This window comes from Escherichia sp. KTE172 (assembly GCF_000408845.1).
Classification (GTDB): Bacteria; Pseudomonadota; Gammaproteobacteria; order Enterobacterales; family Enterobacteriaceae; genus Escherichia; species Escherichia coli.
Map to the genome: position 1 here is coordinate 3,552,900 of NZ_KE137316.1, position 12,654 is coordinate 3,565,553.

At 51.6% G+C, this 12,654-nt stretch carries 9 protein-coding genes; 5 read left to right on the forward strand and 4 right to left on the reverse strand.

Annotated features, from left to right (window positions below):
• Positions 1 to 34 precede the first annotated feature (34 nt).
• A complete protein-coding gene (gene cpdB, locus G434_RS07225; protein WP_000589436.1) occupies positions 35 to 1,978 on the reverse strand; it encodes a 2',3'-cyclic-nucleotide 2'-phosphodiesterase in 1,944 nt (647 codons plus the stop codon).
• A 189-nt stretch (positions 1,979 to 2,167) separates the two neighbouring features.
• On the opposite strand from cpdB, the gene cysQ reads away from it, so the two are divergent.
• A complete protein-coding gene (cysQ, locus tag G434_RS07220; RefSeq protein ID WP_000886909.1) occupies positions 2,168 to 2,908 on the forward strand; it encodes a 3'(2'),5'-bisphosphate nucleotidase CysQ in 741 nt (246 codons plus the stop codon).
• Here cysQ and G434_RS07215 read toward each other — a convergent pair.
• Complete coding sequence (locus G434_RS07215) at positions 2,898 to 3,455, reverse strand: YtfJ family protein (protein WP_000175289.1); 558 nt, start codon at positions 3,453 to 3,455, stop codon at positions 2,898 to 2,900. The two genes, cysQ and G434_RS07215, sit on opposite strands and share 11 nt — an antisense overlap.
• Before the next feature lie 324 nt (positions 3,456 to 3,779).
• On the opposite strand from G434_RS07215, the gene G434_RS07210 reads away from it, so the two are divergent.
• A complete protein-coding gene (locus G434_RS07210) occupies positions 3,780 to 3,986 on the forward strand; it encodes a DUF1107 domain-containing protein (protein WP_000689228.1) in 207 nt (68 codons plus the stop codon).
• 60 nt (positions 3,987 to 4,046) lie between these two features.
• Here G434_RS07210 and G434_RS07205 read toward each other — a convergent pair whose 3' ends face one another.
• Together G434_RS07205 and msrA are read right to left on the reverse strand one after the other, a co-directional pair.
• On the reverse strand, positions 4,047 to 5,390 hold the full coding sequence (locus tag G434_RS07205; protein ID WP_000935036.1) for a polyamine export protein PaeA: 1,344 nt from the start codon (positions 5,388 to 5,390) through the stop codon (positions 4,047 to 4,049).
• Between the two features lie 322 nt (positions 5,391 to 5,712).
• The gene (gene msrA, locus G434_RS07200; protein WP_001305659.1) at positions 5,713 to 6,351 is read right to left on the reverse strand and encodes a peptide-methionine (S)-S-oxide reductase MsrA; all 639 of its coding nucleotides are present in this window, start codon (positions 6,349 to 6,351) and stop codon (positions 5,713 to 5,715) included.
• A 205-nt stretch (positions 6,352 to 6,556) separates the two neighbouring features.
• Here msrA and tamA point away from each other — a divergent pair, with 205 nt between their 5' ends.
• Genes tamA through G434_RS07185 form a run of 3 tightly spaced genes read left to right on the forward strand, consistent with a single transcriptional unit; the run spans position 6,557 to position 12,410 of the window.
• On the forward strand, positions 6,557 to 8,290 hold the full coding sequence (gene tamA, locus G434_RS07195; RefSeq protein WP_001269337.1) for an autotransporter assembly complex protein TamA: 1,734 nt from the start codon (positions 6,557 to 6,559) through the stop codon (positions 8,288 to 8,290).
• Positions 8,287 to 12,066 (forward strand): autotransporter assembly complex protein TamB, encoded by a 3,780-nt coding sequence (tamB, locus tag G434_RS07190; RefSeq protein WP_000060914.1) that lies wholly within the window; start codon positions 8,287 to 8,289, stop codon positions 12,064 to 12,066. Before tamA ends, tamB begins: the two co-directional genes overlap by 4 nt.
• A 2-nt stretch (positions 12,067 to 12,068) precedes the next feature.
• A complete protein-coding gene (locus G434_RS07185; protein WP_001219160.1) occupies positions 12,069 to 12,410 on the forward strand; it encodes a gamma-glutamylcyclotransferase family protein in 342 nt (113 codons plus the stop codon).
• The last annotated feature ends 244 nt before the right edge of the window (positions 12,411 to 12,654 follow it).

Here is a 12,654-nt window from a genome sequence, read left to right on the forward strand (position 1 = left end):
CGGTTGATGATTTGTAGGCCGAAAAAGAAGTGTTTTACTTACTCAAATCCACCTGATAAATCGCAAAGCCGATATCATCGGTCGCGACTTTCTTCATCGGATATTGTCCTTTCTCTTTAATAAACGCCGCGGCTTTATCTGACGGAGAGGTTTCGAAACGGATATCCAGTTTCTTATCGCCAGCTATCGGTGCTAAACGCCAGTTGTTATCTGCCGCCGGGTGAATTTCCCCCGCACGCTTCGACTCATCAGCAATCCACGCTGCCAGTACCGAGCGGTTCTCATCCGGTGAAGCAAAAGCGATATGGCTGTCGCCCGTACCGGCAAATTTGCCACCGTAAGCGCGATAGTTATTGGTGGCAACGAGGAACATGGCGTTCGGATCAATCGGCTTGCCATTAAAGGTCAGGTTCTTAATCCTTTCCGCATTGGCATTAACCATCTGGCACTCGCCGTCATAACGGGCAGGCTGGGTAACATCAATCTGATAATTCACACCATCAATCACATCAAAGTTATAGGTGCGGAAACCATCCCAGTTGATGAGTGACTGTGGTTTCGTGCTGTTAGGATCAATCTGGTTAAACTGTCCGGCGGAGCACTCCAGCCACTCTTTCACCTCTTTACCGCTGGCTTTCACCACAATCAGCGTATTGGGATAGAGATAAAGATCGGCGGCATTACGGAAGGTCAACTGACCTTTTTCCACCTCCACATAGCTTGCCGGGTCATTTTTGCGACCACCAACTTTAAACGGTGCGGCAGCTGAAAGCACTGGCAGTTTTGCCAGATCCGGATCGCCCTGAATGTAATGCTCGACATACGCTTTTTGCGCGTTGTTCACCACCTGCACGGTCGGATCGTCCTGCACCAGTGCCAGATAGCTATACATATTGTCGGCAGATTTACCGATTGGCTTGCTGACGAACTGGCGTGTGGCATCGTGATCGGCTTTGAGTGTTTCTACCAGCTTGCTGTCTTCCGCCGCGAGGGATTTTTTATTAGCGATGTCGTAAATCGGTCGTGCTTCCGCTTTCGCCTGTGTTACCTGCCATTTACCGCTGTCATTACTGAGTTGTAAGTCGACCACACCAAGATGATCGCCCCACATGCCTGGCATTACCGCCGGAACACCATTCAGCGTGCCTTTCGCGATATCAGCTCCTTCGATATCAGCAAAATCTTTACCTGGGAAAACGGCGTGAGCATGGCCAAACATAATGGCGTTAACGCCCGGAATTTCACTGAGGTAATAAACTGAGTTTTCCGCCATCACTTTATACGGATCGGCAGACAGCCCGGAATGCGCCAGAACGACAACAACATCGGCACCTTTCTCGCGCATTTCAGGCACGTATTTGCGCACGGTTTCGGTAATATCATTCACCGTCACTTTCCCGGATAAATTAGCTTTATCCCAGCCCATGATTTGCGGCGGTACGACGCCAATATAGCCAATCTTCAGCGTCTGTTTTTTTCCGTCTTTATCGACCACTTCGGTATCTTTAATTAAATACGGTGTAAACATTGGCTGTTTGGTTCTGGCGTCAATGACGTTGGCATTTACATAAGGGAATTTCGCTCCCGCCAGCGCATTTTTCAGGTAATCCAGACCGTAGTTAAACTCATGGTTGCCAAGCGTGCCGACGGTATAGTCCAGCGTATTTAATGCCTTATACACTGGGTGAATATCACCTGCTTTTAATCCTTTCGCCGACATGTAATCTGCAAGCGGACTCCCCTGAATCAAATCGCCGTTATCGACCAGTACGCTGTTTTTCACTTCATTGCGGGCATCGTTAATCAGGCTTGCCGTACGTACCAGTCCGAATTTTTCCGTGGCGGTGTCTTTGTAATAATCGAAATCCATCATGTTGCTATGCAGATCAGTGGTTTCCATGATACGCAGATCGACCGTCGCTGCATTCACACTGGCGGCAATCAGCGTGGCCAGGAGCGTTGCGCTAAACTTAATCATCAGGGACATCCTTTTATCATCGGGAATACGAAAGAAAAGAGAGAATAAACGTCTTACTTATAGAACAGTGAAGAATGCCACAATTTTACGCTTTGAAAATGATGACACTATCACAGTTGGCGCATTCATTAACGATAGGGTATAAGTAAAACAATAAGTTAACACCGCTCACAGAGACGAGGTGGAGAAATGTTAGATCAAGTATGCCAGCTTGCACGGAATGCAGGCGATGCCATTATGCAGGTCTACGACGGGACGAAACCGATGGACGTCGTCAGCAAAGCGGACAATTCTCCGGTAACGGCAGCGGATATTGCCGCTCACACCGTTATCATGGACGGTTTACGTACGCTGACACCGGATATTCCGGTCCTTTCTGAAGAAGATCCTCCCGGTTGGGAAGTCCGTCAGCACTGGCAGCGTTACTGGCTGGTAGACCCGCTGGATGGTACTAAAGAGTTTATTAAACGTAATGGCGAATTTACCGTTAACATTGCGCTCATCGACCACGGCAAACCGATTTTAGGTGTGGTGTATGCGCCGGTAATGAACGTAATGTACAGCGCGGCAGAAGGCAAAGCGTGGAAAGAAGAGTGCGGTGTGCGCAAGCAGATTCAGGTCCGCGATGCGCGCCCGCCGCTGGTGGTGATCAGCCGTTCCCATGCAGATGCGGAGCTGAAAGAGTATCTGCAACAGCTTGGCGAACATCAGACCACGTCCATCGGCTCTTCGCTGAAATTCTGCCTGGTGGCGGAAGGACAGGCGCAGCTGTACCCGCGTTTCGGGCCAACGAATATTTGGGATACCGCCGCTGGTCATGCTGTGGCTGCGGCTGCCGGAGCGCACGTTCACGACTGGCAGGGTAAACCGCTGGATTACACTCCGCGCGAGTCGTTCCTGAATCCGGGGTTCAGAGTGTCTATTTATTAATTAATTTATGCAGCAGGTCCATCACTTGCTGCACCTCTTCCTGAGTAAGCGCCCCGTCTTTGGCCCATTGCACGCGACCGTCTTTATCCAGCACCACTACAGCGGAACTTTTTTCATCCAGCTGCCAGGCACCGCGTGCGACGCCATTGCTATCAACAATAAACTGCGACCAGGGATAAAGCTTTTTATTACTCTCCAGACTGCTGCGCACAAACATGCCGGAACCCGGAATTGCGTCGTCGGTGTTAACAATGGTGGTGGTCTGGTAACGATCGTGCGGTAACTTCGCTGATTTAATCGCTTCAATCAGCGTCGCATTTTTCTCTTTTGCAGAGGTGCGACCAGCAATATGTTGCAGTACTCGCACTTTTCCCACTAACTGCGCGCTGTTCCAGGTTTTGTAGCTAAACTGATCTTTATCAAGCACCAACTCGCCACGATCGGTGATGCCAATCGGCGGCACTCGCTGACCGGTTTCGAACTGATGTGCGGAAGCCATCATCGGCAACAGCAGGCAGGTGAGTGCCAGAATCTTGCGTAGGGTCATGGTGTTTCCTTCTTATGATATGCAGGTGATCCGACCACTTGGGTCTGAGTTTTAATCATATGTGCTATTTATCGAATTTCCCGCAAGTGTGATGCCAGTTTGCGGTCAAGCGCACAAATCATATGAAAAATGAATGCTTATACTGAAGACCGCGCTTCGGTAAAAAGATAATTCTGAATAATTGTAACCTTTAGGTAAAAAAAGTTATACGCGGTGGAAACATTGCCCGGATAGTCTATAGTCACTAGGCATTAAAATTTGCGCCTCATAATCGTTGGGCCGATTGTGGCACCGCACAGGCGTAATACTCAGCAGGAGATAACAATGAAAATTTTCCAACGGTACAACCCACTTCAGGTGGCGAAGTACGTAAAGATCCTGTTCCGTGGACGGTTATACATCAAGGACGTTGGCGCTTTTGAATTTGATAAGGGTAAGATTCTTATCCCAAAAGTGAAGGATAAGCTGCATTTGTCAGTGATGTCCGAAGTTAACCGTCAGGTTATGCGTCTGCAAACAGAGATGGCTTAACCAAAGTGCTATGCAGTAATAAGACGGCTCCTGATTCGGGAGCCGTTGATGTTTCTGGGGTTACGCGACGCTTTCTTCTTTATCTTTAGCGTCAGGCAGTTTTGGCGAAAGGGCGGTGGCCTTGCTGTCGATTCGGGTCACCAGCAGCTGGTCGATGCGGTAGTTATCGATATCCACCACTTCAAATTTGTAGCCGGCGAATTTCACCGAATCGGTGCGTTTCGGGATCTTACGCAGCATAAACATCATAAAGCCGCCGATGGTTTCGTAGTTGCCCGACTGCGGGAACTCGTCAATATCCAGCACGCGCATGACGTCGTCAATCGGGGTGCCGCCGTCAATCAGCCATGAGTTCTCATCACGGGCGACAATCTGCTCTTCCAGCCCCTGACCGACCAGATCGCCCATCAGCGTGGTCATCACGTCGTTGAGGGTGATGATCCCCACTACCAGCGCGTACTCGTTCATGATCACCGCGAAGTCTTCACCTGCGGTTTTAAAACTTTCCAACGCTTCTGAAAGGGTTAACGTATCCGGCACAATCAGCGTGTTGCGAATTTGTACGCCGCTGTTCAGTGCCAGGCTTTGGTTAGCCAGCACGCGGTTCAGCAGGTCTTTAGAATCGACATATCCGATGATGTGGTCAATATCTTCATTACAGACGAGAAACTTAGAGTGCGGATGTTCCGCCACCTTATTCTTCAGACTTTGCTCATCTTCGTGGAGATCAAACCAAATCACGTTTTCACGCGGTGTCATTGAAGACGGAACGGTACGGGATTCCAGCTCAAAGACGTTTTCAATCAGCTCGTGTTCCTGTTTACGTAACACGCCCGCCAGCGCACCGGCTTCCACTACCGCGTAGATGTCATCAGAAGTGATGTCATCTTTACGTACCATTGGCAGTTTGAAAATACGGAAGATTATGTTCGCCAGTCCGTTGAAGAACCACACCAGCGGGGTGCAAACGTACAGGCAGAAGCGCATCGGGTTGATGATACGCAAAGCCACAGCTTCTGGCGCAATCATACCGATGCGTTTCGGGGTTAAATCCGCAAACAGGATAAACATGCCAGTCACTAACGAGAAAGAGAGAATAAAGCTCAGTTGCTCAGAGAGTTCTGCCGACATATAGCGGGAGAACAGGCTGTGAAAAGCTGGAGAAAATGCCGCATCACCGACGATACCGCCGAGAATCGCCACTGCGTTCAGACCGATTTGGACCACGGTAAAGAACATGCCGGGATTTTCCTGCATATTCAGAACGCGTTGGGCATTTATATTGCCTTCATCAGCCAGCAGTTTAAGTTTGATTTTGCGTGAGGCGGCAAGCGAGATCTCGGACATCGAGAAGAACGCACTTACAGCGATCAAACAGAGTATGACTAAAATACTGTTTAACATATCTTATCCGACCTTTCAGGCCAGATCCTCGGAAGGGGAAGTTGATTAATTTGTGTGAAATACACATTGAAAGCCGATTCGAAGAAAGTGAACCGGCATTTTCAGTGGCTAGTATAGCGTAAGGTACTGTAAAGCCGCCAGAGGGTTAAAATTCAGACAGCTGAAAAATGAAAAACTGCCTGATGCGCTATACCGAACAGGCCTACGCAGTCCCCGCAATATATTGAATTTGGACGATTTTGTAGGCCTGGCAAGGCGTTTACGCCGTATCCGACATAAACAAAATGCACTTTATCAACAATCTACATTTGTACCCGTAACGCTATGCTTCCGGCGGCAGACAGACGCCAATTCCGCCAATTCCACAGTAACCATACGGGTTTTTATGCAGATATTGCTGGTGGTCATCTTCGGCATAATAAAACGGTGTGGCGTTAGCGATTTCCGTGGTGATGCGACGATCGTCATCGGCGGCAAGCATCGCCGCCTGAAAACGTTCCAGACTGGCGCGAGCGGCGGCATCCTGTTCTGGGGTCAGAGGATAAATCGCTGAACGATACTGCGTACCGTGGTCATTGCCCTGACGCATTCCCTGGGCGGGATCGTGATTCTCCCAAAATACTTGTAGCAACTGCTCATAGCTGATGACGGATGGATCGTAAACAATGCGCACCGCTTCGGCATGGCCAGTATCGCCGGAGCACACTTCCCGATAAGTCGGATTTGGCGTATAGCCGCCGGTATAGCCTGCGGCGGTGCTGTAAACGCCGGGTAACTGCCAGAACAGACGCTCCACACCCCAGAAACAACCCATCGCAAAAATGGCAATCTCCATTCCGTCAGGTACATTGGTCATTGAGTGACCGTTGACCGCATGCAGCGTGGCTACGGGCATCGGGGTGTTACGTCCAGGCAGGGCATCGGCGGGGGAAACCAGATGCTTTTTATCAAATAAACTCATGGTGTCGCTCTCCCGAAAATCGGTCATTGGGGTTAAGGTTGTAACAAGAGGCGTATTTGCACACAATAACCGCTGTGAATAGGTCTAAAGTAAAACATAAGAAATATTTGGGGTTTAGTCTGCTTTTTAATCCATATTACTGGATTTTTGTTAAGCCGTTTAACGGCGTTCCAGGGGCAGGAAAAAAGGATATTCAGGAGAAAATGTGCGCTATATCCGACAGTTATGCTGTGTAAGCTTACTCTGCTTAAGCGGATCTGCCGTCGCCGCGAACGTCCGTCTACAGGTCGAGGGGTTATCGGGACAGCTGGAAAAGAACGTTCGTGCGCAGCTTTCTACGATTGAAAGTGATGAAGTGACGCCAGACCGTCGCTTTCGCGCACGCGTCGATGATGCCATCCGCGAAGGTCTGAAAGCGCTGGGTTATTACCAGCCGACCATTGAATTTGATCTCCGTCCACCGCCAAAGAAAGGGCGGCAGGTATTGATCGCCAAAGTCACGCCAGGCGTGCCGGTGTTAATTGGCGGCACCGATGTGGTATTGCGCGGCGGCGCGCGGACCGATAAAGACTATTTGAAATTGCTCGATACTCGCCCGGCTATTGGTACGGTACTGAACCAGGGCGATTATGAAAATTTCAAAAAGTCCTTAACCAGCATTGCGTTGCGTAAAGGTTATTTCGATAGCGAATTTACCAAAGCGCAGCTGGGCATTGCGCTCGGCCTGCATAAAGCCTTCTGGGATATTGATTATAACAGTGGCGAACGTTACCGCTTTGGGCATGTGACCTTTGAAGGATCACAAATCCGCGATGAATACCTGCAAAATCTGGTGCCGTTTAAAGAGGGCGATGAGTACGAATCGAAAGATCTGGCAGAGCTGAACCGTCGACTTTCTGCTACCGGCTGGTTTAACTCGGTCGTAGTGGCTCCACAATTTGATAAATCGCGCGAAACGAAAGTATTACCATTGACGGGCGTGGTTTCGCCGCGAACTGAAAACACCATCGAAACCGGGGTCGGTTACTCTACGGACGTGGGACCGCGCGTGAAAGCGACGTGGAAAAAGCCGTGGATGAACTCTTATGGTCACAGTCTGACCACCAGTACCAGTATTTCCGCGCCGGAACAGATCCTCGACTTCAGCTATAAAATGCCGCTGTTGAAGAATCCACTGGAACAATATTATCTGGTGCAGGGCGGTTTTAAGCGCACTGACCTGAACGATACCGAGTCTGACTCCACTACGCTGGTGGCTTCTCGCTACTGGGATCTCTCCAGCGGCTGGCAGCGTGCCATTAACCTGCGCTGGAGTCTCGACCACTTTACCCAGGGTGAAATTACCAACACCACGATGCTGTTTTATCCTGGGGTGATGATTAGCCGCACGCGTTCTCGCGGTGGCCTGATGCCAACCTGGGGCGACTCGCAACGCTACTCTATCGACTACTCCAACACGGCCTGGGGCTCAGATGTCGATTTCTCCGTTTTCCAGGCGCAGAACGTCTGGATCCGCACACTGTACGATCGCCATCGTTTTGTGACACGCGGCACGCTGGGCTGGATTGAAACGGGTGATTTCGACAAAGTACCGCCGGATCTGCGTTTCTTCGCCGGGGGCGATCGCAGTATTCGCGGCTACAAATACAAATCAATCGCTCCGAAATACGCCAACGGTGACCTGAAAGGGGCCTCGAAGTTGATAACCGGATCGCTGGAGTACCAGTACAACGTGACCGGAAAATGGTGGGGCGCGGTGTTTGTCGATAGCGGCGAAGCGGTAAGCGATATTCGCCGCAGCGACTTTAAAACCGGTACCGGGGTCGGCGTGCGCTGGGAATCGCCGGTCGGGCCAATCAAACTCGATTTTGCCGTACCGGTCGCGGATAAAGACGAACACGGGTTACAGTTTTACATCGGTCTGGGGCCAGAATTATGAGTTTATGGAAAAAAATCAGCCTCGGCGTGGTTATCGTTATCTTACTGTTGCTGGGATCGGTGGCGTTTCTGGTGGGCACCACCAGCGGCCTGCATCTGGTATTTAAAGCGGCGGATCGCTGGGTGCCAGGACTGGATATTGGCAAGGTCACCGGCGGCTGGCGTGATCTCACCTTGTCTGACGTTCGTTATGAGCAGCCAGGCGTAGCGGTAAAAGCGGGCAATCTGCATCTGGCGGTCGGGCTTGAGTGCCTGTGGAACAGTAGCGTTTGTATTAATGACCTGGCGCTGAAAGACATTCAGGTCAACATCGACAGTAAAAAAATGCCTCCTTCTGAACAGGTTGAAGAAGAGGAAGATAGCGGCCCGCTGGATCTCTCCACGCCGTATCCCATCACCCTGACACGGGTGGCGCTGGACAACGTCAACATCAAGATTGATGACACCACGGTGTCGGTGATGGACTTCACCTCCGGCCTGAACTGGCAGGAGAAAACCCTGACCCTGAAACCGACGTCGCTGAAAGGCCTGTTGATTGCTTTGCCGAAAGTGGCGGAAGTGGCGCAGGAAGAAGTTGTCGAACCGAAAATTGAAAATCCGCAGCCGGATGAAAAACCGCTCGGCGAAACGCTGAAAGATCTCTTTTCTCGCCCGGTATTGCCGGAAATGACCGACGTGCATTTGCCGCTTAACCTGAACATTGAAGAGTTTAAGGGCGAGCAGCTGCGCGTGACGGGTGACACGGACATCACCGTGAGCACCATGCTGCTGAAAGTGAGCAGCATCGACGGTAATACTAAACTGGACGCCCTGGATATCGACTCCAGTCAAGGGATCGTCAACGCCAGCGGCACGGCGCAGCTGTCAGACAACTGGCCGGTGGATATTACCCTCAACAGCACACTGAACGTGGAGCCGTTGAAAGGTGAAAAAGTGAAGCTGAAAGTGGGCGGCGCGCTGCGCGAACAGCTGGAGATAGGCGTTAACCTTTCTGGTCCGGTGGATATGGATTTACGCGCCCAGACGCGACTGGCGGAAGCCGGATTGCCGCTCAACGTGGAAGTGAACAGCAAACAGCTTTACTGGCCGTTCACTGGAGAGAAGCAGTATCAGGCGGATGATCTGAAACTGAAACTTACCGGTAAAATGACCGATTACACGCTCTCTATGCGTACGGCAGTGAAGGGACAGGAGATCCCGCCAGCCACCATTACCCTTGATGCCAAAGGTAATGAACAGCAGGTCAATCTCGACAAACTCACCGTCGCGGCGCTGGAAGGGAAAACTGAACTCAAAGCGTTGCTCGACTGGCAGCAGGCAATTAGCTGGCGCGGTGAGCTAACGCTTAACGGCATTAACACCGCCAAAGAGTTCCCGGAGTGGCCGTCGAAACTCAATGGCTTGATTAAAACCCGCGGTAGCCTGTACGGCGGCACCTGGCAGATGGAAGTGCCAGAACTGAAGCTGACCGGTAACGTCAAACAGAACAAAGTGAACGTTGACGGCACGCTGAAAGGCAACAGTTATATGCAGTGGATGATCCCAGGGCTGCATCTGGAACTGGGGCCAAACAGTGCCGAAGTGAAAGGCGAGCTGGGGGTAAAAGATCTCAATCTTGATGCCACCATCAACGCGCCGGGGCTGGATAACGCGCTGCCGGGGCTTGGCGGTACAGCGAAAGGGCTGGTGAAAGTACGCGGCACGGTGGAAGCGCCACAACTACTGGCAGATATCACCGCGCGCGGCCTGCGCTGGCAGGAACTTTCCGTGGCGCAGGTTCGCGTGGAAGGCGATATCAAATCCACCGATCAGATTGCGGGTAAACTTGACGTACGCGTTGAGCAAATCTCGCAGCCCGATGTGAGTATCAACCTCGTCACCCTGAATGCCAAAGGCAGCGAACAACAGCACGAGTTACAGTTGCGGATTCAGGGCGAGCCGGTTTCCGGGCAGCTTAATCTGGCAGGAAGTTTTGATCGCAAAGAAGAACGCTGGAAGGGAACTCTTAGCAATACCCGCTTCCAGACGCCGGTCGGCCCGTGGTCGCTGACCCGCGATATTGCGCTGGATTACCGCAATAAGGAGCAAAAAATCAGCATCGGGCCACACTGTTGGCTTAACCCGAATGCGGAATTGTGCGTGCCGCAAACTATCGATGCGGGGGCCGAAGGGCGTGCGGTGGTGAATCTCAACCGCTTCGACCTCGCCATGCTGAAACCGTTTATGCCAGAAACCACTCAGGCCAGCGGTATCTTCACGGGTAAAGCGGATGTTGCCTGGGACACCACGAAAGAGGGGCTGCCGCAGGGCAGTATCACCCTTTCGGGGCGTAACGTGCAGGTAACGCAAACCGTCAACGATGCGGCGCTGCCGGTGGCGTTTCAGACACTGAATCTGACGGCGGAATTGCGTAACAACCGTGCCGAATTGGGCTGGACCATCCGCCTGACCAATAACGGCCAGTTTGATGGACAGGTGCAGGTGACCGATCCGCAAGGCCGCCGTAATCTTGGTGGCAACGTCAATATCCGTAACTTCAACCTTGCGATGATAAACCCCATCTTTACCCGTGGGGAAAAAGCAGCGGGGATGGTGAGTGCCAACTTGCGTCTGGGTGGTGATGTGCAAAGCCCGCAGTTGTTTGGTCAGCTTCAGGTTACGGGTGTGGATATCGACGGCAACTTTATGCCGTTTGATATGCAACCGAGCCAGCTTGCGGTCAACTTTAACGGTATGCGCTCGACGCTTGCCGGTACAGTACGGACCCAGCAGGGTGAAATCTACCTGAACGGTGATGCCGACTGGAGCCAAATTGAAAACTGGCGGGCGCGGGTAACGGCGAAAGGCAGTAAAGTGCGGATCACCGTGCCGCCGATGGTACGAATGGATGTATCGCCAGATGTTGTATTCGAGGCTACACCAAACCTGTTTACCCTCGATGGTCGCGTGGATGTCCCTTGGGCGCGCATCGTGGTGCACGATCTGCCGGAAAGCGCAGTAGGCGTCTCCAGCGATGTGGTGATGCTTAACGATAACCTGCAACCGGAAGAGCCGAAAACGGCGTCGATTCCGATTAACAGTAACCTGATTGTCCACGTTGGCAATAATGTGCGCATTGACGCCTTTGGCCTGAAAGCGCGGCTGACGGGCGATCTTAACGTCGTACAGGACAAACAAGGGCTGGGCCTGAACGGGCAGATCAACATCCCTGAAGGGCGCTTCCATGCCTATGGTCAGGATCTGATTGTGCGTAAGGGTGAGTTACTGTTCTCTGGTCCGCCAGATCAACCGTATCTTAATATTGAAGCTATTCGTAACCCGGATGCTACAGAAGACGACGTAATCGCCGGAGTTCGCGTCACTGGTCTGGCGGACGAACCGAAAGCGGAGATCTTCTCTGACCCGGCGATGTCGCAACAAGCTGCATTGTCTTATTTGCTACGTGGACAAGGGCTGGAGAGCGATCAGAGCGACAGTGCGGCAATGACCTCGATGCTGATTGGTCTGGGGGTTGCGCAAAGTGGCCAGATTGTGGGTAAAATCGGCGAGACGTTTGGCGTAAGCAATTTAGCGCTCGACACCCAGGGAGTAGGCGACTCCTCCCAGGTAGTGGTCAGCGGCTATGTATTGCCAGGTCTGCAAGTGAAATACGGCGTGGGTATATTTGACTCTATAGCAACACTCACGTTACGTTATCGCCTGATGCCTAAGCTATATCTGGAAGCCGTGTCTGGTGTAGACCAGGCACTGGATTTGCTCTATCAGTTCGAGTTTTAGCAATGCGAATATTTGTCTACGGCAGTTTACGCCACAAACAAGGCAACAGTCACTGGATGACCAATGCCCAGTTACTGGGCGATTTCAGTATCGATAACTACCAGTTGTATAGCCTGGGCCACTATCCAGGCGCAGTTCCGGGGAACGGAACAGTACACGGTGAAGTTTATCGTATTGACAACGCCACGCTGGCCGAACTTGATGCCTTGCGCACCAGGGGCGGTGAATACGCGCGCCAGTTGATTCAGACGCCGTACGGGAGTGCATGGATGTACGTTTATCAACGACCCGTCGATGGATTAAAGCTAATTGAAAGCGGCGACTGGTTAGACAGGGATAAGTAATAATAAAAGCACGCCACCTTCGGGTGGCGTTGTTTTATGCGATGTATCTCGCGATTTTTTTTTGTAACTTTTCCATCTTTTGCTTTTCTCTCCGAGCCGCTTTCCATATCTGCAATCGCATAAAAAACTCTGCTGGCGTTCACAAATGTGCAGGGGTAAAACGGGGGCACGCTTTGAACGGTGAGTATGAGTGAGGTCGGCTAACTTCCAGCAAGTGGCTATGAACAGCAAAATGGTGGTCGGG

Bases quoted from the DNA above. Each gene is read 5' to 3' on its own strand.
- G434_RS07185 (WP_001219160.1), top strand. From the start codon at position 12,069: ATGCGAATATTTGTCTACGGCAGTTTACGCCACAAACAAGGCAACAGT.
- cysQ (WP_000886909.1), top strand. From the start codon at position 2,168: ATGTTAGATCAAGTATGCCAGCTTGCACGGAATGCAGGCGATGCCATT.
- msrA (WP_001305659.1), bottom strand. From the start codon at position 6,351: ATGAGTTTATTTGATAAAAAGCATCTGGTTTCCCCCGCCGATGCCCTG.
- tamB (WP_000060914.1), top strand. From the start codon at position 8,287: ATGAGTTTATGGAAAAAAATCAGCCTCGGCGTGGTTATCGTTATCTTA.
- G434_RS07205 (WP_000935036.1), bottom strand. From the start codon at position 5,390: ATGTTAAACAGTATTTTAGTCATACTCTGTTTGATCGCTGTAAGTGCG.
- G434_RS07215 (WP_000175289.1), bottom strand. From the start codon at position 3,455: ATGACCCTACGCAAGATTCTGGCACTCACCTGCCTGCTGTTGCCGATG.
- G434_RS07210 (WP_000689228.1), top strand. From the start codon at position 3,780: ATGAAAATTTTCCAACGGTACAACCCACTTCAGGTGGCGAAGTACGTA.
- cpdB (WP_000589436.1), bottom strand. From the start codon at position 1,978: ATGATTAAGTTTAGCGCAACGCTCCTGGCCACGCTGATTGCCGCCAGT.